Raw genomic sequence first — 18669 nt, 5'->3', positions numbered from 1 at the left:
TTTTTTATTCTTATTGAGCTACCGTCCCGTTTACCACAAAATCAAAGATGTTGAAATTACGTGGGTCGCGGGCGGCTTTTACCGCATAAGCCTGGTTTAACGGGTGTGACAGGATCATGGATACCATTTCCTCATACCGTCCTCCATGCGAACGCAACGTACCATCCAGTGCGGAGAGGTCATGGTACTGTGGTCTGCGTCCTACTACAACGTCTTTGCCGGAAAGTACCACCAGGTCGCCGATACGGTCTGCGGGTTGTTCCAGTAAGGTTGCGGCGGTTTGCCGGTCGTACACTTCCGTAATGCCGGGCTGCCGGCTCAGCCATTTTTGCACTTCCGGGATTTTGTTCTTATCGTTTATGTGCACCACCACATAGGAGCCGAGCGCCCCGTGGTGCTTTACATAGGGATCGGTAATGGGGCAGATCACGCGGAAACCACTGCCGAACTGTTGCTCCAGTATCGCTTCCACAAATAGCACGTTGGGCGTTCCGTCTTCTTTTATCTTGGCATTCATGCCATGATCGGGCGTAGCGCCAATTATAGCGCCGGTTGCCAGCAAATGGCCAAGCTCCGTATCGATTGCTTCATAAAACGCCAGGGATTCTTCGGCCTCGGGTGCGTAGGTGTGCTGCATGTAATCGGTCAACGACAGATAAAGAAAATCGGCCAGGCCCTTTTGCAAAAAAGCAACGCCGGCGCGCAGTACGAACAGGCTGGCATCCGCACTGTATATCGGCGGTGTTTTATGACCTACTACCACTTCTGCATGATCGATTCCATGGGTGGCTGCCGTTGCCTGGCTGGCTTTTTCAGCGGAGATGGCAATGCCCTTCATTTTGCAGGAAAGAATATCCCGCAGCTTTTCTTTGGCCGTAACCACCGCCAGCCTGCGGCCGGCACGGGCAGCCGCCGCAAGCAGGGTTTCTGCCCGCAGATAGGAGGAGGAGTTCATCATAACTTCTTCATCCTTTGTTTCATCATAGAAAAAATTGCCGCAGATACCATGTACCGATGGGGGTACCCCGGTTACAATGGAAGTATTGTTTACGTTGGTAAAAGAGGGCAGGGCGCCTCTTACAGAACCCCTGTACCCCTGAACGCTCATTTTTTTTAGATTGGGCATGCGGTCCCTTGCAATGGCCGCATTGTAATATTCGTCCGCCGAGCCGTCCATGCAGATCACTACAACGGGTTTTGGGGGTGGGTTATAGGTAATGCCGTTAGCGGTAAAGGATTGTGTGGAAATGGTACTCATCGTATCTGTATGTTTTTACTGTTTATTGAATCGTTGTTTTTATAAAATCCTGCGTTGCCGGTTGCTGAAAGACCCGGGCGCTTTGCGCCAGGTTCCGGACTATTTAAAAATTCCTTCCGGCAGGGTACCCGTCCAGCTTTTGGGCAGGTCCTTTTGTCTCAGGCCAAAGATCTTTGCGATCACCAGCGATGTGTTCTTATTACTGTTATACAGCCGGCTCAACCCGGTTTTTTTAATACGGGGGCCTGTAACCGCCCAGGGCACCTGCATTTCCTGCATGGAAGTGCCTCCGTGCCCTTTTGCTTTGCCACCGTGATCGGTGATCAGAAAAAAGTAGGTGTCCTTATACAGGTTGGCAGCTTTTAGCCGGTCCAGGAATGCGCCAATGGCGCTGTCTGCCGCTTCAACAGCGGATATGTATTGTGGCGACATCCAGCCATAACCATGACCGGCATGGTCTGTATGCACGCTGTATAAAAAAGTAAGGGAGGGCTTGTTTTTATTGGCGGCAATAAAATCAAAGGCTTTTGCATAATTGCTGTCGTACCGGTCGTTGTACTGGAAGGATACCTCGTCCATATATTGCTTGTTCATGGAGTTGATGAGCTCGGCCCAGTTGTAATAGAAAGCGGTTTTTACGCCCGGAACTTTTTCTTTCAGTACTTTAAAGATCGAGGGATAGTAGCCCGCCGCATCTTTATCAATGGCTTCCAGCGGATGCCTGGTCACTGTCCAGTCGTTACCGGTAACGCCATGTTCTTCCGGCCCGGAGCCGGTAAGATGACTGGTCCAGTTGGGCAGTGTAACGGAGGGCATTACCGGTCTTGTGGTGGTCGATAACACACCTTCGGATACCAGTTTGTCAATATTCGGATGCCTGATGCTGTTGTAGCCCTCTGCACTAAAGCCGTCCAGCCCGATCAGGACTACCCGTTTTTGCGCCGGTCCGGCAAGGGCGATCAGCAGGACTGCTGCAGATAAAAGAAGTTTTGAAATGTTCATCGTTTTTATTTTAATCATAAATAGGTTTGTTGACTCAAAATGAACGGCGCTTTTAATGTGCTCCGGTTGCTTCTTTTGTCCTGTAATGTACCAGTGATATGATTCCGGCACAGATGAGGCAGATGATCATAATGGCAATAAAGACATTGGCGCTGTTGCCGGTTTTATCAATGATCCATCCCAGCAATGGTTCGCCCAGGGCTGCAAAAATATAAGCGAACATATTCATAATACCCACACCGGTTCCCACATATTTTTCTCCCAGCAGATCAGGGCTCATGGGCCAGAAATTGGCCTGTGGCCCATATACGAAAAAGCCGGCGGCAAACATAAGCACACTGCTGAGAACCAGGTTATGGACCGGAACTGCAAAGATCAGCAGCGCCAGCAGCGCACTGATGAGCATGCCCGTGCGTATGGATGCCGGCCGGTTGCGGTTAAAGAATTTATCGGAAATGGTACCAAATGAAAAGGCGCCCAGGGCCATGCCCAATGGCATCAGTACGGTAACCCACAGGTACGGCGGGCTATCTTTCCAGTTGCCGCCAAGATAGTGCACCGGCACCCATACGATCAGCCCGTACCGCGCCATATTTTCAAAGCCCAGCGCAAGGGATGCGATCATAAAACGGCGATTGCCAAAAACGGCCTTATATCGTTCTGTCCAATGGGTTTCCGCTGCCTTCAGTGTATCGCCGGACAGGTTGTTAAACCCGGTATCTGATGGTTTATTGCGTACAACCAGGTAAAAAATAATAACGGCAACCAATAAGAACAATACCGGCAAACGAAACAAATACTGCCAGGTTGTATTTTGCTGCACAATAAGTATAGAAATCAGAAAGGTGACAACCGATGAGCTGCCCGCTGCCATCGTATAAAAGCCAAATGCTTTTCCCCGCTCCTTCGGCCCCCACCAGTTGGAAATAATACGGCTCCCGGGCGCCCAGGCCAGCGATTGAAAATAACCGTTGAGCATCCACAGGATCAGGATCTGTGTGTAGCTGTGCGAAAAACTGATCGCAAAATTACAGGTCACGGAGAACAGGGCCCCCATAAAAACCATCTTACGCGGGCTGAACCGGTCGGCCAGGTTGCCATTGACCAGCTGCCCGATAGCATAGCCAATAAGCATCGATGAGCTGATAAGACCAATGGCAGAGAAACGAACCCCGAGATCGGCAGCCAGGGCTTTTGCGGCCCAGCCAAAATTATGCCGCCCCGTATAAAAGAACATGTAGCAGAACATACAGGCAAGCAGCATCTTCCATTGCTGTTTGCGGAAGGAGGTACCTTTGGCCGCAGGGGTGGGAGGCGAGGAGGAGGAAACCGTTTTTCCGGGAAAGGGTTGGTCCGACCGATTTTTTTTCATGCCGATTTGTTTGTTCGTGTTGATCCTGCGCTCAGGTTTACATACGGATACCTACCCGTAATGGTTTGTGTTGTAACGCATATTCAAACGCTTCATTGGCTTCTGCAAGGCTAAATGTTTTGGCTACCACCTTATCAAAAGCATACTGGTTCCAGTTGCGGCTGATAAAATCCAGCGCATAGGCAAAGTCATCGTAATTATAATTATGCAACCCCTTAATGGTGATCAGCCCGCGGATAATCTTTTCGGCATCGACCTGCACGCTTCTTGTTTTAAATACGGCGCCGATCCATACCGCAATACCGCCAACGGCCAGCAGGTCCAGCCCGGCTTCCATCGCTTCCGGGGACCCGCTCATATCAAATACGATATCAACGCCGGAACGGGCAAATTTTTCTTTTATTGTATGCGTGATGGCTGCATGATCTGCTGTTAATAAAAAAGTGTCCGATGCGCCAAAATGTTTTGACTCATCCAGCCGGGCCGGTTCAATATCGGCGGTGCCTACCCAGGCAGCACCGGCGTCTTTACACATAGCTGCGCAGGTGAGTCCCAGCAGGCCCATGCCCAGGATCAATACATTTTTATTTTTCAGCTCACCGCCTACACGCAAGGCCCCGGCCACCGTGGCAATGGCACAGTTGATCGTGGCAGCAATAGGAACCGGCAGGGAATCAGGGATCTTCAGGATTGAAGTGCCGGGTTTTAGCACACAATATTCCGATAACCCGCCGTGAAACGCATCGGCTTCCTTTACTAAGGCATGGCCATATTTAAAAAGCGCTTCGCCTTTCTGGGGCATACCCTGTTGTGCGTAATAGGACTCCGGATTGCTTGAAAAAATGGACCAGGTGACCCTGTCGCCGGTCTTCAATGGATGGCCTTGCTGATCCGATCCGCAATGCCGGGCATCTATCGCAACTATTTCACCAACGATCTCATGGCCAAGTATGCTGGGACAGGGTTCGGTGCGCTTTCCGCAATAGGTATGCAGGTCGCTGCCGCAAATGGTAGTGAATTTGTTTTTGATAAGCACTTCGCCCGGCTTCAGGAGCGGGAGCGGCAGTGATCGTTGTTCCAGTGGCAGACCGGGACCGTTAAATACCATTAAGTTCGCCATGGGCATTGCTTAAAAAGTTTTTTTTCCTGACAAGAATATAAAAGTACACAAAATTTCCTTTAAGGATATATTTTTTCTTATTAAGAAAAAAATAATTTTTCAGGCAAGGTTGCGTTTTTATTTTGCCTTGCCGCCTGCTGCTTTTTTCCGGTTAACCGCCGGGCGGTGATGCGCAGCGGCTATCTGTATGTATGCCGGGCGCCGCCGATGCCGGCCGTATGGATATTAAACTGAAAAGAATTATTTTCGTCTGGTATGACAAAGGCAAAAACCGTAATGCAGGCCGGTAACCTGTCTTACCATAAGATCGGAGAAGCTATAAGGAATTACCGCAAGGAAAAAAGATTAAAGCTTATTGATCTTGCGGCGCGGGCCAATATCGGAGCTGCATTGCTCTCGAAAATAGAAAACGGGCGGATGATCCCCACTATTCCTACCTTATTTGCCATTGTTGGCCAGCTGCAGGTGCCGATCAACGAATTTTTTTTAGAATTATCGGCGGCAGATGATTTTCCGGGCTATATCTTTATCCCCAAAAACACCTATAAGCCCTATGTAAAGGAGGAGAAAGCAACGGGATTTAATTATTTTTCCGTTCTGGAACAGGGAATGAGCAGCGGATCGTTCCAGATATCCGTTTTAGAGCTGGAGCCCGGGGCTAAACGAAAACAGGTGACTACCGATGCATTCGAATTTGTTTATATCCTGAACGGCCCGATCAGCTATCACCTCGAAAAAAATGTGCTAAAGCTAAGTACCGGCGACTCCCTGTATTTTGACGGTAACCTACCGCATGTACCCGTAAATGAGTCTGCAAAAAAAGTAACCTTGCTGGTCATTTATTTTTTTGCTGCTTCATAGCGGCATTTCCGTACCGGGTTGCAGAGTGCTACCTGGTCCGGCAGAGGGGTGCCTGAGAACATAGGAACCTGAAATAAGGAATCCTCAAAAAAAATAGCATCCTGAAACCAGTTCACTCCTTTCAAAAGCACATCACGGTTTTTCTCCTTAGCCCGGGCAATACTATATTTAAGAAAGTCAGCTATAACCAGGCAGTTGCATAGAATAAAGCGGATTAAGAAAAACTTTGAAAGGCTACTGATTTATCAAATCTTCAATTTTTCTTCGAAGATTCGTATTGTGGGGAGGAGGCGCATTGGGATCCACTATTTTCCCTTCCGCATCAATTAAGAGATAACGTGGAAGACTGAATATTTCAAATTGCTTTTCCAAAGCCGATCCGGCAAAATTTGTAATGATGTAATTTTCCGCAACCCCCGTAATGCCATCGTCTTTAATGGCGTTTATCCAATTAGTCTTTGTACGATCAGTCGAAATAAAAACATAAGTAAACGGTTTAGATTGAAATTCATTGATCAGGCTTTTTGCATTGGACATTTCCGCCCTGCAGGGTAGGCACCAGCTTGCCCAAAAGTCAATATAAACCACCTTGCCATTATTCTTTTTCAAAACATCCTCCCAGATGAAATCCATATCGGATTGGTTCAAAAGCTTTGTACCTACAACTTTCGTTTCAAAATTTTCGCGGATATAATTCCTGAGCGCGCTATCACTGCAATCTGCATAAAATTTTTTTCGGTATGCAGCGAAATATTCGGGAACGCGGTTTTTAATTCCTATCAAAGCGAAAAACAAGGCTCGATTTTTGGTATACCCACTAAAAAAAGACGCAATGCTATCGTACCTCGCTGTATGATACGTTGGACTTTTGAAATCCCTTCCCCATTTATTCATTCCATAAGTATCAATTAAAAAACGATACCCATTTAAAAAGGCGCATTCTTCTGATCTTATAAGACCAGTAACACTATCCATCAAACCGGGCAAAGCAGGATCATTGTCAACGCTCAATCTAACCAGTTTACGCTGCAAGTATTCATACAGGATCATGTAGAAATATCCCTTGTAGATACTTTCTGACATAGAATCCTTGTGCAGGGTCAAAAAATACATCGAATTTCTGTACAAACTATCTAAGTAGGGAAGCCTGTCTTTGATCTTTATCGTTAACATCTGGCCTTCATATTCAAAAATGGATCCACCAGATTTTCTGAGCTGAAGAAAAAAGGAATTTGCAACATTGGATCTCACCTGAGAGCTGACGGACAGTATCGAATCTCCTCCGGATATCAATATGGTATCACCAGCCTCAAACAAAAAAGGCACTTTCTCCTTATAAGTATAGTATACCTCTAAAAGTCCATTTGTACTTACCTTTTTCTGTATAACTGTATCTTTCGACTTATTTTTATTGTCTAAAATAAATTGCCGCATGGAGCCGAACTCGTCGAAGAAATAAAATCTTTGTACTTTTCCCTTGGCAACATTGAAGAAGAACACCACTTCTGAATTTTTATTACCAGCAAATGGCAATATCGCAGTATTGGATTCACAACTCCCTCTGTAGGGCAACAAGAAGAGGAGCGGCAGCAAGAAAAATGGAAAACAATGCTTCATCTATTTAGTTTAAGCCGGAGGCATAATAGTCCCCGGCAGGTAAGAGAATCCAGGTTAAATAAATGCTCATAACTCCCACAACTGTCACAACAATAGGTAGCATAATTACCGTTATCAATGCAGCAGTTCATGTGCAAAGGCGGCTGTCTTGTAGTCTCCGGATGGCACTGTGCGTGCCGGTTAGAATCCGGAAAATCCCGTGTGTCATTTATGTGTCGTAAATGGTGGAAACAAGCGGCACTTTTTGGACACAAGAAAAAACAAAAAAGGTTGTAAGTCAATTACTTACAACCTTTGAAATGTGCCCGAGACTGGATTCGAACCAGCACGCCGAGTTACCAGCGCCACCACCTCAAGGTGGTGCGTCTACCAATTTCGCCACCCGGGCAATATAAAAGGGAACGGATGTTGCCTTTTGATATAAAGAACTGTTACACTTAGCAGTAACCCCTTTGAGGGTATCCCGCTGAAGGATTGCGAAAATAGGTAAAAGACTTCATTTATCCGACAAATATCAGCAGCAAATTTTCCAAATAAGGTGAAATGGCAAACAGTCATGGTCAAGTACATGCGCTTCTTATCTTTGTGTTTTTAAAAACAATGACATACCAGCAGACCCTCGATTTTATATATGAACAGCTCCCGATGTTTAGCCGGGTGGGGGCATCGGCCATCAAAAGCGGTTTTGATAATATTTATGCCCTCTGTAAAGTTTTAGGAGACCCTCATACTAAAACCCGGTTTGTTCACATTGCGGGTACAAACGGTAAGGGGTCCGTAAGTCACATGCTGGCCTCCGCATTGCAGGTTCAGGGATATAAAACGGGTTTGTATACTTCTCCGCATCTTACCGACTTTCGCGAGCGGGTAAAGATCAATGGGCAGATGATCAGCGAACAGGCCGTTGTTGATTTCATCGAAAAAATACGACCGGTTACAGAGCAGCTGCAACCCAGCTTTTTTGAAATTACCGTGGCGCTGGCCTTTGATCATTTTGCAACGCACGCTGTCGATATTGCTGTGATTGAGACGGGGTTAGGCGGACGGCTCGACAGCACGAATATCATATATCCCCTGCTTTCCGTGATTACCAATATTGGCCTGGATCATGTACAATTGCTGGGAGATACGTTGCCAAAGATCGCTGCAGAAAAAGCAGGTATCATTAAAAAAGGAATTCCTGTAGTGATCGGGGAAACGCAGGCGGCTACGGCGCCAGTATTTATTGATAAAGCCCGGGAGCAAAATGCTCCGATCTATTTTGCCGACCAGGAATTTCATCTGGAAGGCTGGTACTACCAGGATGAAATGCTGGTGGCAGAAGTGTCGAAAAATACAGCAGTGGACCATTACCGTTATCAGCCCGAACTTGCCGGCGCCTACCAGGTAAAGAACCTGCTGACGGTGCTGGAATCCTGCCGGCAGCTGCGGCAATGCGGTATTGCGCTTGATGAGTCTTCCATATCAAAGGGGATTGCCCATACAAAAAGATTAACTGGCCTTCATGGCCGCTGGGAAACCATACACCGGAACCCGCGCATTGTTTTGGATGTAGCCCACAATGAGGATGGGATGCGGCAGGTGCTGAGCCAGCTGGAACTGACTCCTTACCGGAAGCTGCACCTGGTACTGGGAATGGTGAAGGATAAGGACGTGGATAAGGTATTATCGCTATTGCCCGCTACAGCAATGTATTACTTTACCCAGGCAAATTTGCCAAGGGCCCTGCCCGCGGGGGAGCTGGCAGCAAAGGCCGCCGTATTTCAACTAACCGGTACTATCTGGCCGAATGTCAATGTTGGGTTGAATGCTGCCATGGCTCAGGCGCATACCGATGATCTGATCCTGGTTTGCGGCAGTATCTTTTTAGTGGGGGAGGTTAGGGGACATTTTTCATAATGTATGCGCTTGTGTTCCCGCGGATTTGCGCAGATTTTAGCGTTGATTTTGCCGATGTTTTTGGGGGGACTTGTGTTGTGTTCAATACAGCTTTTTGCTCACAGATGACACGGATTTACACAGATTCTTTTTGATTTTCTGGGGTAGATCATTGGACATATTTTTCCCGCTGATCTTCATTGATTTTTCTATTTTGTATTTGCGAAATCTGCGGGAATGATTGCTGCATAAAAAAACCGTTCCGGTTAGGGAACGGTTTAAGAAGATCTGGAACGCCGGGCTTATGCTACGGGTTCCAGGTATTGAGAGTAGGCATACCCTTCGGTACCATCGTCCGTACGAACAGACGACCATTGGTCGTTTGCCTGGCTGATCAATGTAATGATTTCATCCTTCTGGGCCTTGCCTACGATCGGCTGATCGGTACCCGGTCCTTTGCGGATGTTCAGCGCCGTTTCCTGGGTGGCTACCCGTACTTTGGAGCCCGCTTCGGCTTTGGCGTTGACGTTTAAGATCAGGTCCCCGCTGGTATAATTGGGATCAATTTGATCATAGACGCTCCAGAGCTGATCTTTTACAGCGCCGCTGGGGGCATCGCCATCAATATATAAAACGCCATCCTGTTCTCTTACTGCGAGGTTGGCAACTCCTGCGGTATTAGCCGCATCAATTAATGCTTTGTATTTTTCTTCCAGTGCCATAATGGGGTCCTCCTTTTATTTTACGGTTAATTTTTGTTCCACTTTTTTGGGATGAATTGCGTTTACTTTCTGCATTAATGTGGCCAGGTCTGCCTTTTTAATGTCGCCGGTGAGTGTTACAACGCCCTCTTTTACCTCAGCCTTTACACCGGGATGATCCTTGATCGCATCCTTAATGGCTGTGTTTAACAGGTCGTCAGGATTGATGGTTGGAGGCGGGGGAGGAGGTGGAACGGTTGAATTATTTACAACAGATTTTACACCTTTTACCTCTTTCACGGCAGGGTCTACCGCTGTTTTAGTAGCATCATCTTTGACGTTACCGGAAATCGTAACAGCTCCATCCTTAACATCAGAAGTGAGTTGTGCAAAATCAGGGTTGGTAGCTAACTTCGCATCTACTTCTGTTTTAATGTCTGCATCGCTTTTTCCTTTACAGGATGGCAGCGCAAAAGCAAACGCAGCAATGGCAATCATGGCCAGAACTTTTTTCATTTGATTCGGGTTTTAGTGAAGAAATTTAATTACAACGAATATAAGTTAATTCCGATATAAATAGATTCACCGTATATTTTTTATTTCTTAATTTTAAATGCAGCTGAAGGCGTCTGCTGCCTCCCAGGCCTGCCATTTTATCAACCGGACCGGAAAGATTGGCATAAACAATACCCTGCCTTTGGCAGCATTGTAAAGATGGGGCTTGCGCAGTACATCGCCTTTGATGATGTTGGCATTAGGAGTTTTTTCTGCCAAACCCTCTATGTTTCTCGCAAACAAGGTTAATTCAATATTCTTTTTGTCTTTAAGAAACGGATTTTCGGAACTCGGACGGAGAAAGATTGGTATATTTTTTAAAATACTTCACAAAATAAGAAGCATCATCAAACCCTAAGCGATAGCCCACCTGGTTAATGTTCAGTTCGGAATACAACAACAATCGCTGTGCCTCCAAAATGATACGTTCCTGTATCATCTGCGATGGTGTTTTGTTCAATAGCTGATGGGTTAGTTCCGACAAACTCCTTGAAGACATATTAAGTTGGCGGGCGTATTCTGATATGGTAAGACCTTTGTTATAATTTTCATTGATGAGGGTAATAAATTTAATCAATTGAAGCCTTTTTTCATTCATCAATTGCGGTAGCTGGTTGAAAGATTTTTCAAACTCACATTTCCTGCGTTGTATCTGTATCAGAAATGATTTAAGCAAGTTCCTTAACAACATTTCTTTACCGAACATCTCATCATTGTTCAGCTCGTCTTTTATCTGTGCAATATATTCGTTCAGTATACCATCAATGCCTGTACCAACACAACAGGATGGTTGCTGGTAAGGATTGTTGAACAGGTTGCAATTCAGGAAAAATTCGTTCGGACTTTGGTCTTGCAGCAAAAAAAGTTCGTTAAAATGAATTAGAACCCCTTCGTAGTTAGTGTTATTATCAAAATAATGCACCTGATTTTTGGCTACAAAGAAAATAGCGTTATCAAATACATCGTATGTCTTGAAATCAATAAAATGTGTTCCTTTTCCTTTCTTAAACCATATTATCTGGTAAAAACTGTGCATGTGTGGTTGGCTTACCCGGCATTGATTTGTTTTAAGGTGGCTCTTTAAATCAATAACTGCCAATTGCGGCCTGTCCGGCTGATTCCTGTTCAAATGATACTCGTTTATTTCACTGTTTTTCTTTTTTGCCATAGCTGTCCATTATCACTAATTTACTAGCCTGCTAATTTACAAAGTTCAAGGCGGAGGTTGGCAGTGTTAACAGGTGCATCAACCATCTTCTGCGCATAAGTACCATAAATTCTCTCATTCGTCCATCAAAAACAAGGGTGTAAAGAGAGAATTTCGTGCCTTAAAATCAATATCAGTATTATTAGGATGAGAGTAAATGAAAGGATTGTGATAATAGGAGGTGGATTGAGCGGGCTTACTTTAGCTTATTTATTATTAAAAGAGAATATCAAAACCACCATACTGGAAGCCTCGCCAAGATTGGGAGGCAGAATACACACGATTAAGGGCGTTATCGAAACACCTTTGGAGTTGGGCGCAACCTGGTTCTCAGATATGCACCCCAATCTGCTGGCTTTAATTGAAGAGTTGGGGCTAAGGAAATATCCACAGTTTTCAAAAGGAATATCGTTGTTTCAGACAAAATCGTTTGAGCCACCGCAAAAATTTTTTGTTCCCGAAGCTGAAATGCCGTCATATAGAGTGGTTGGAGGAACACAAATGCTGATTGACACGCTGTTTCAAAAACTACCACAGGACACAGTGTTTCTGAACACAAGGGTCACTGCTGTAAAGGAAGAGACAAACGGTATTGTTTTGGAAACAACCGGAGGCAAAGCAAGGGAAGCCGATAAAGTTATTGTCTGTATTCCGCCTCAACTGGTGGCCAGACAGATTGCTTTTACGCCTAAGCTGCCCGATGGTATTAATGCCGTTTTGCCAAACGTACAAACATGGATGGGAGGCGCCATAAAGTTTACGCTCGAATACGATACTCCATTTTGGCGTAACGAAGGTTATTCGGGAATGTTGTATAGCCATGCAGGGATAGTAACTGAGGTGTATGATCATACCAATTTTGAAAAAAATAAGTTTGGCTTTACGGGGTTTCTAAATGGTGCTGCTGCATCCTATACACCGGACGTAAGAAAGGAGTTTGTACTTCGTCAGTTGACTGAATTAATGGGAGAAAAGGCATTAAAACCAACAGCGTATTTTGACAAGATCCGGACGGACGAGTTTATACTGGATGGCAGTCAGGTTATCCACCGCCCGCATCAAAATAATGGGCATCCATTATTACAAGAAAGTTATTTGAACGGTAAATTATTCTTTGCCGCAACGGAAACGGCAACCGAATATTCGGGCTATATGGAAGGCGCTGTTGTCGCTGCTCAGTCAATTGCTACAAGGCTCTAAAAAGGAGCAATCCGCTATGTTGTATTTTTAATCGTTCAATTTTAGCCCTTACTATGCAGACAAAACATACAGAACAAGGTGTTGACAGCATTGCCAGGAAATTAGGGCAGATTGGCTATTATACTTATAGGGAGCATTGGCGGTTTTCTATTGCTTAAAATGCAATAAAAACTATATCTGATTTTATCTGCGTACAATTGGCTTCTATTTCCTATCTTATATTATTCGCTCAGCTTTCAATCCTTTTGGTACTCGAACTCTTTACTGGAAGATTTGCGATTACTAAACCGGATGAAGCCAAAATAGCTATGTTTTTTCGACATCTATCTCATTTAATGTTGATCAATTCGACATGAGTATAAAATAATGTCGAAAATTATCAATAATTTCACCATTTAGCTTTATTTGAGTTGAATACGACAACATGAACAAAAGATAATAGTGGAAATTAAACAAAATTTCAGCATCATGGCCTTCAATAAAAATGAACCCTTTAATAAATTGCCAGATTTACCTCCTATTGATTTTCAAGAGTCTCAGGACATATTCAGGCACTTGGCGAAAGCATCCAGGTATTTAGGAGAACTAAATGGCCTTTGTGCTTCCTTACCCGATCCACAGTTGCTGATCAATACAATAGTCTTGCAGGAAAGTAAGGACAGTTCTGCTATCGAAAACATCGTAACAACACAGGACGAACTATACAAAGCTGCAGCTGAAGAAGGGACTGCCAGCCATGCTGCAAAAGAAGTGTTGATTTACCGTGAAGCCCTCTATATAGGGTTGAAAAAAATGCAGGCGCAAAAAAATTTATTGCTGACCAATACAATGATTGAAATTGTTCAGACCATTAAGCAAAATAATTCCGGGATCAGGAATGTTCCCGGAACCGCATTAAAAAATGCAATTAATGGCGAAATAATTTATAGTCCGCCATGTTGCGAAGATGTGCTGAGAGAGAAATTAACATCATTAGAAAGATTCATTAATGACCCCGAGGCCTCGCCATTAGATCCGTTGATCAAAATGGCTTTTATCCATTATCAATTTGAAGCCATTCATCCATTTGCTGATGGCAATGGAAGAACCGGGCGTATTATAAATGCTTTATACCTGGTGCAACAACAACTTTTGACCCAACCAGTGTTATATCTAAGTTCTTATATTGTAAAATACAAAACAGAATACTACCGGTCATTACGTGGTGTAACGGAAGAAAATAACTGGCATGATTGGGTAATGTATATGCTTACTGCCATTATCGAGACGGCACAGTTAAGTACGAAAAAAATACGAAATACACTTTCCCTGAAAGAAGATATTGAGAAAAATATGAAGCAGGCGTTGGGCTCCTCGTTCAACTATGACTTGTTACAGTTAATGTTTGCATTGCCATATTTAAAGATTGAACTTTTGGAAAACAAGGACATAGCTCATCGCCAAACGGCATCAACCTGGCTGAAAAAACTGGTGGAAGCAGACATTTTAAAACCACAGAAAATGGGCCGGACAACATACTTTGTCAATTACAGACTAATGGACATTCTATCTACCAATTAAGAGATAATAATTTATTGATCGAACACAAAAAAGCCTTCAAGTTCATCGAACTTGAAGGCTTTTTATTTTTTTGTGACCCCTCAGGGACTCGAACCCTGGGCCTACTGATTAAGAGTCAGTAGCTCTACCAACTGAGCTAAGGAGTCATTTTTTGCCATCCTTACCGCCGCTGCCGGAAGCGCTGCGGGCCGGAACAGGATCGCTTTTTTTATCCGGGCTGCAAATATAAGTGATTTATTTTGCCTGCACGGAATCAGGCTTGGTAAAATCGATGATCATTTTATTTTCACCGCAATTCAACATCGTTTGCCCATATTTCGGGTCTTTGGTTCCGAGATAGGGATTAACAATTTCATTCTTCCCGCTCAGCCAGTTGGCCGATTGTCCTTCGCCAAAAGCCATGGGGCATTCCTGCCAGTATACCAATGCCTGATCATATTTTACTGTCAGCAGCAGCATGCGCAACGCATCCGAAAGATCATTCAATGCATGTCTTTTTTCTGTCCAGTCCTGCGCGTTTACAATAATGCCGGTATTGGTTTTTGCCATTTCCAGCGGGTACCCGGCTGTTTGATAAATGGCGCTGTCCTGTTTGAGCTCCTCCACTTTAAAATCTGCAAGGGCTGTCTGAAGGGTAAGTGCCGCTTTACTTACGGCTGAAGTATCCCAGTTTACAAATCCATCGGCCAGCACATAATAGCTGGCCAGCACCGCATCCACCGAATGATTGAATACATCACTGTGCTTGCTAACCGCAATAGGCGCGGGCTTTTCCCGGGGCGGTTTATCTTTTTTTATCAACTTGTAAACCAGGAAGGCAGCGATCACTACCACAACGACTACTAAAAGCTTTTTCATACCGGACCTATAATGTTATTTACTCGTTTGTATTAACTAAATTTGCAGGTTTCAGGAAAACAAAAATACTGATAAACAATCAATTATTTAAACTGAAGGATAAAATCAGCAGAAGATATGTTAATCGGCTTACAGAATGTTACGTTTGAATTTGGCGCAAGAGTGATTGTAGAAGATGCCACCTGGCATATACAACCCAATGAACGCATTGGGCTTATTGGCTATAATGGTACCGGTAAATCTACCCTGTTAAAACTATTTGTAAACCAGTACAGCCCTTCGGAGGGCACGGTGGAGCGGGGCCGCGAAACAACGATCGGCTACCTGCACCAGGACCTGCTGAGCTTTGATACCAACGATTCTATCCTTGAAGTGGCGATGAGCGCTTTTGAGAAGGTGATCCGGCTCGAAAAAGAAATAGAAGCCCTGGGAAAGGAACTGGAGCAAACCGGCGATGAGAAAACATTGCTCGAATATACCGACAAGCTGCACGAAATGGAATTGCTTGGTGGCTACAATATTCAGCATAAAACGGAGGAAGTATTACAGGGATTGGGATTTTCCAATTCCGATCTCAACCGTCCGTACAAGGAGTTCAGCGGCGGATGGCGGATGCGCGTACTGCTGGCAAAAATGATCCTGGCCAAACCGGATCTGTTATTGCTGGATGAGCCTACCAACCACCTCGATCTTCCATCCATCGAATGGCTGGAGAAATACCTGCAGCATTACCAGGGGGCGGTAGTGATTGTTAGTCACGATAAGTTTTTCCTGAACCGCATGGTAACGAAGATCGTAGAGCTTTATCAGCGGGAGCTTCATATGTATAATGGCAATTATGAATTTTATGAAAAGGAAAAAGCCGTAAGGATCGAGATGCAGCAAAAAGCCTACGAGAACCAGCAAGACTATATCCGGCAGAATGAACGGCTGGTAGAGCGTTTCAGGGCCAAGGCCAGCAAGGCCGCAATGGCCCAGAGCATTATGAAGAAACTGGATAAGCTGGAACGTATTGAAGACGTTGCCATCGAACGGCCCGACCTGCGGATCAATTTCCGGGTAGACAAAGTGCCCGGGCGGGTATTGGTAGAGCTGGATCATCTTTCAAAAGCCTTTGGCGATAATGTGATCCTGAGCAACGCCAAAGCGGAGATTGAGCGGGGCGATAAGATTGCGCTGATTGGCGCCAATGGTAAAGGAAAATCGACCCTCCTGCGGATCATCGCCGATGCCGAACCCTATACCGGGAACCGCAAATGGGGGCATAATGTAGAAGAGAGTTTTTACGCGCAGCACCAGCTGGAGGCCCTGGCCCTTGATAACACGATACTGGACGAAATGCGGGGCTGCGGAAGCCAGATGACAGATATGGAACTCAGGGCGTTGCTGGGCTGTTTCTTATTCAGCGGAGATGATACCGATAAAAAAATCCGGATCCTGAGCGGGGGCGAAAAAGCCCGGGTGGCGCTGGCCAAAACCATTGTGAGCAAGGCCAATTTCCTGATGCTGGATGAGCCCACCAACCACCTTGATATGCACAGTGTGGATCTGCTGATCAGTGCGCTGAACCGGTATGAAGGTACGCTGATCCTGGTGAGCCACGACCGCCATTTTATATCCAAGGCCGCAAATAAAATATGGGAGATCGCAGACGGGAAGATCAAGGAGTTTAAGGGTCCTTATGATGAATGGGTTGCCTGGAACGAGCGGATGCGCAAGAACAGTGCTGCCGAAAAACAGGGGGCCGCTGCACAAAAAGCAAAACCGGCAGCCGTGGAAGCACCTGCCCCGCCGCCGGTGGTCAACACCCCTATTAATAAAGAACTGAAAAAAGAAATCCAGCGTCAGCAAAAATTGTTTCAGCAAGCCGAAGAGGCATTGAATAAGAATAAAGCCCGGATGGCGCAGCTGGAAAAGGATCTGGCAGATCCGCAGATCTATTCGGACAGGATACGGTTTGTAAAAACGGAGCAGGATTATGCATCCGCTGCCAAAGAAAATCAGCAGCTGGAAAAAAATTACGAAGCCATTTTTACAAAACTGATGGAGCTGGAGGACTGAGGTTTGGATTTTAATATAGTTCCGGATTGTAAGATGCTGTTTAAATTTTCACAATTAAAATTCCGTATAACAGACATTAAGGCCTTCAAAAACCATTAAGAATTGCGGCTACTAAACTATTCTTAATGCCTTAATGGTTTTTAATCATTCTATTTTTAAACAGCTTCTCAGAATAACCCGGTATAAAAATACTAAATGCTCAATCCCTTAAACTACATATCATTCCTTTTTCAACCCCTGTTCGGGAGGTTGAATTTAATAAGACATTTATCTAATTTTACGGCCCTATGAATAATAATAGCCTTTCCTCAAAACCACACTACCCGATATTGGATGGGTTACGTGGTGTTGCAGCCATTATTGTAGTAACCTTTCACCTGGCCGAGCCGCTGGGAACCGGGCACCTGGATATCCTGGTCAATCACGGCTACCTGGCGGTCGACTTTTTCTTCCTGTTGTCCGGCTTTGTGATCGGCTATGCTTATGACGACCGCTGGCAGAAAATGAGCACCGGTACTTTTTTTAAGCGCCGGATCGAGCGGCTTCAACCGATGGTAGTATTGGGGATGACCCTTGGGGCCATCGGGTTTTATTTCACCGATTCTGCCATCTGGCCGCTTGTCCACACCGTTCCCATCTGGAAAATGCTGCTGGTGATGCTGATCGGTTATACGGTACTGCCCGTTCCCGTGTCGATGGATATCCGGGGCTGGGAAGAAATGCATCCGCTTAACGGCGTAGGCTGGTCGTTGTTCTTCGAATACATTGCCAATATCCTTTACGCCATCGGCATCCGGAAGTTCTCAAAAACAGCGTTGGGCATCTTGGTGCTGATTGCAGCCATAGCACTCGCTCATCTGGCTATTACCAACGGGGATGTCAGCGGGGGATGGACACTAAACGGGGAACAGGTACGTGTGGGTATTACCCGGACGATGTATCCTTTTTTTGCAGGCTTGCTGCTTTCGCGGATCGCAAAACCTGCCCGCATCCGGAATGCCGTTTTGTGGTGCAGCCTCCTGGTCGCCCTCGTTTTGTACATGCCGCGCATTGGCGGTGCTGAACATCTTTGGATGAATGGGGTTTATGAATCGGTATGTATCATCCTTATTTTTCCGCTTATTGTTTACCTGGGGGCCAGCGGCGTAATACATACCCGCACGGAAGGCAGGATCTGTAAATTCCTGGGGGATATCTCTTATCCGCTATACCTGGTGCATTTTCCATGGGTATATATTTACACAGCCTGGATCAGCAATCATAAAGGCGTTACCATCGTACAGGCCTGGCCCTATGCCTTGCTGATCCTGATGGGTAGTATTATTTTGGCCTATGCCTGTTTGAAATGGTATGATGAGCCGGTTCGCAGATGGCTGAGAAAAAAGATGGGATGAGGAGGATAGCACTAGAACTATATCT

16 protein-coding genes and 2 tRNA genes are annotated in these 18669 nt (G+C 45.4%); 6 read left to right on the top strand and 12 right to left on the bottom strand.

Going from position 1 to position 18669, the window contains the following annotated elements; genetic code table 11:
• Nucleotides 1-10 precede the first annotated feature (10 nt).
• From phnA to GGU45_RS00145, 4 genes are all read right to left on the bottom strand, one after another.
• Nucleotides 11-1258, bottom strand: coding sequence for a phosphonoacetate hydrolase (gene phnA / locus GGU45_RS00160; protein WP_435220888.1), 1248 nt, complete (start codon nucleotides 1256-1258; stop codon nucleotides 11-13).
• A 99-nt stretch (nucleotides 1259-1357) separates the two neighbouring features.
• Complete coding sequence (locus tag GGU45_RS00155; RefSeq protein WP_435220886.1) at nucleotides 1358-2260, bottom strand: alkaline phosphatase family protein; 903 nt, start codon at nucleotides 2258-2260, stop codon at nucleotides 1358-1360.
• Nucleotides 2261-2312: 52 nt separating this feature from the next.
• Nucleotides 2313-3632, bottom strand: a complete 1320-nt coding sequence (locus tag GGU45_RS00150) for an MFS transporter (RefSeq protein WP_435220884.1) — start codon at nucleotides 3630-3632, stop codon at nucleotides 2313-2315.
• A gap of 37 nt (nucleotides 3633-3669) precedes the next feature.
• A complete protein-coding gene (locus GGU45_RS00145; protein ID WP_435220882.1) occupies nucleotides 3670-4758 on the bottom strand; it encodes a zinc-binding dehydrogenase in 1089 nt (362 codons plus the stop codon).
• A 249-nt stretch (nucleotides 4759-5007) separates the two neighbouring features.
• Between GGU45_RS00145 and GGU45_RS00140 the strand changes: the two genes are divergently transcribed.
• Nucleotides 5008-5613: a helix-turn-helix domain-containing protein gene (locus tag GGU45_RS00140; protein ID WP_435220880.1), complete on the top strand. Its 606-nt coding sequence runs from the start codon at nucleotides 5008-5010 to the stop codon at nucleotides 5611-5613.
• A 234-nt stretch (nucleotides 5614-5847) separates the two neighbouring features.
• On the opposite strand, the gene GGU45_RS00135 is transcribed toward GGU45_RS00140, so the two are convergent.
• On the bottom strand, nucleotides 5848-7230 hold the full coding sequence (locus tag GGU45_RS00135; RefSeq protein WP_435220878.1) for a TlpA family protein disulfide reductase: 1383 nt from the start codon (nucleotides 7228-7230) through the stop codon (nucleotides 5848-5850).
• Between the two features lie 302 nt (nucleotides 7231-7532).
• Nucleotides 7533-7618: transfer RNA gene (locus tag GGU45_RS00130), tRNA-Leu, on the bottom strand.
• 212 nt (nucleotides 7619-7830) lie between these two features.
• On the opposite strand from GGU45_RS00130, the gene GGU45_RS00125 reads away from it, so the two are divergent.
• Nucleotides 7831-9129, top strand: a complete 1299-nt coding sequence (locus GGU45_RS00125; RefSeq protein ID WP_435220876.1) for a bifunctional folylpolyglutamate synthase/dihydrofolate synthase — start codon at nucleotides 7831-7833, stop codon at nucleotides 9127-9129.
• 281 nt (nucleotides 9130-9410) lie between these two features.
• On the opposite strand, the gene GGU45_RS00120 is transcribed toward GGU45_RS00125, so the two are convergent.
• The 4 genes from GGU45_RS00120 to GGU45_RS00105 form a co-directional block, all read right to left on the bottom strand.
• The gene (locus GGU45_RS00120) at nucleotides 9411-9830 is read right to left on the bottom strand and encodes an SH3 domain-containing protein (protein WP_435220874.1); all 420 of its coding nucleotides are present in this window, start codon (nucleotides 9828-9830) and stop codon (nucleotides 9411-9413) included.
• 15 nt (nucleotides 9831-9845) lie between these two features.
• Nucleotides 9846-10325: a BON domain-containing protein gene (locus GGU45_RS00115; protein ID WP_435220873.1), complete on the bottom strand. Its 480-nt coding sequence runs from the start codon at nucleotides 10323-10325 to the stop codon at nucleotides 9846-9848.
• A gap of 93 nt (nucleotides 10326-10418) precedes the next feature.
• Nucleotides 10419-10583: a hypothetical protein gene (locus GGU45_RS00110; RefSeq protein WP_435220871.1), complete on the bottom strand. Its 165-nt coding sequence runs from the start codon at nucleotides 10581-10583 to the stop codon at nucleotides 10419-10421.
• Nucleotides 10584-10632: 49 nt separating this feature from the next.
• Nucleotides 10633-11532, bottom strand: a complete 900-nt coding sequence (locus GGU45_RS00105) for a helix-turn-helix domain-containing protein (protein ID WP_435220869.1) — start codon at nucleotides 11530-11532, stop codon at nucleotides 10633-10635.
• Between the two features lie 186 nt (nucleotides 11533-11718).
• Here GGU45_RS00105 and GGU45_RS00100 point away from each other — a divergent pair, with 186 nt between their 5' ends.
• Entirely contained in the window at nucleotides 11719-12771 is a 1053-nt protein-coding gene (locus GGU45_RS00100) for a flavin monoamine oxidase family protein (protein ID WP_435220867.1), read from the top strand.
• Between the two features lie 468 nt (nucleotides 12772-13239).
• Nucleotides 13240-14331 carry a Fic family protein gene (locus GGU45_RS00095; protein ID WP_435220865.1) on the top strand — a complete coding sequence of 364 codons (1092 nt, stop codon included), beginning with the start codon at nucleotides 13240-13242 and terminating at the stop codon, nucleotides 14329-14331.
• Between the two features lie 73 nt (nucleotides 14332-14404).
• On the opposite strand, the gene GGU45_RS00090 is transcribed toward GGU45_RS00095, so the two are convergent.
• A tRNA-Lys gene (locus GGU45_RS00090) sits at nucleotides 14405-14477 on the bottom strand.
• 88 nt (nucleotides 14478-14565) lie between these two features.
• Nucleotides 14566-15189, bottom strand: a complete 624-nt coding sequence (locus GGU45_RS00085; RefSeq protein WP_435220863.1) for a DUF3347 domain-containing protein — start codon at nucleotides 15187-15189, stop codon at nucleotides 14566-14568.
• A 117-nt stretch (nucleotides 15190-15306) separates the two neighbouring features.
• Between GGU45_RS00085 and GGU45_RS00080 the strand changes: the two genes are divergently transcribed.
• Complete coding sequence (locus GGU45_RS00080; protein WP_435220861.1) at nucleotides 15307-17250, top strand: ABC-F family ATP-binding cassette domain-containing protein; 1944 nt, start codon at nucleotides 15307-15309, stop codon at nucleotides 17248-17250.
• A 287-nt stretch (nucleotides 17251-17537) separates the two neighbouring features.
• Entirely contained in the window at nucleotides 17538-18644 is a 1107-nt protein-coding gene (locus GGU45_RS00075) for an acyltransferase family protein (RefSeq protein ID WP_435220859.1), read from the top strand.
• The last annotated feature ends 25 nt before the right edge of the window (nucleotides 18645-18669 follow it).

This window comes from Niabella hirudinis (assembly GCF_051201075.1).
Lineage (GTDB): Bacteria > Bacteroidota > Bacteroidia > Chitinophagales > Chitinophagaceae > Niabella > Niabella hirudinis.
This window is presented reverse-complemented; position numbering and strand designations above follow the sequence as displayed.

Coding starts and splice junctions, on each gene's coding strand:
- phnA (WP_435220888.1), bottom strand. CDS start 1,258: ATGAGTACCATTTCCACACAATCCTTTACCGCTAACGGCATTACCTAT.
- GGU45_RS00155 (WP_435220886.1), bottom strand. CDS start 2,260: ATGAACATTTCAAAACTTCTTTTATCTGCAGCAGTCCTGCTGATCGCC.
- GGU45_RS00150 (WP_435220884.1), bottom strand. CDS start 3,632: ATGAAAAAAAATCGGTCGGACCAACCCTTTCCCGGAAAAACGGTTTCC.
- GGU45_RS00145 (WP_435220882.1), bottom strand. CDS start 4,758: ATGCCCATGGCGAACTTAATGGTATTTAACGGTCCCGGTCTGCCACTG.
- GGU45_RS00140 (WP_435220880.1), top strand. CDS start 5,008: ATGACAAAGGCAAAAACCGTAATGCAGGCCGGTAACCTGTCTTACCAT.
- GGU45_RS00135 (WP_435220878.1), bottom strand. CDS start 7,230: ATGAAGCATTGTTTTCCATTTTTCTTGCTGCCGCTCCTCTTCTTGTTG.
- GGU45_RS00125 (WP_435220876.1), top strand. CDS start 7,831: ATGACATACCAGCAGACCCTCGATTTTATATATGAACAGCTCCCGATG.
- GGU45_RS00120 (WP_435220874.1), bottom strand. CDS start 9,830: ATGGCACTGGAAGAAAAATACAAAGCATTAATTGATGCGGCTAATACC.
- GGU45_RS00115 (WP_435220873.1), bottom strand. CDS start 10,325: ATGAAAAAAGTTCTGGCCATGATTGCCATTGCTGCGTTTGCTTTTGCG.
- GGU45_RS00105 (WP_435220869.1), bottom strand. CDS start 11,532: ATGGCAAAAAAGAAAAACAGTGAAATAAACGAGTATCATTTGAACAGG.
- GGU45_RS00100 (WP_435220867.1), top strand. CDS start 11,719: ATGAGAGTAAATGAAAGGATTGTGATAATAGGAGGTGGATTGAGCGGG.
- GGU45_RS00095 (WP_435220865.1), top strand. CDS start 13,240: ATGGCCTTCAATAAAAATGAACCCTTTAATAAATTGCCAGATTTACCT.
- GGU45_RS00085 (WP_435220863.1), bottom strand. CDS start 15,189: ATGAAAAAGCTTTTAGTAGTCGTTGTGGTAGTGATCGCTGCCTTCCTG.
- GGU45_RS00080 (WP_435220861.1), top strand. CDS start 15,307: ATGTTAATCGGCTTACAGAATGTTACGTTTGAATTTGGCGCAAGAGTG.
- GGU45_RS00075 (WP_435220859.1), top strand. CDS start 17,538: ATGAATAATAATAGCCTTTCCTCAAAACCACACTACCCGATATTGGAT.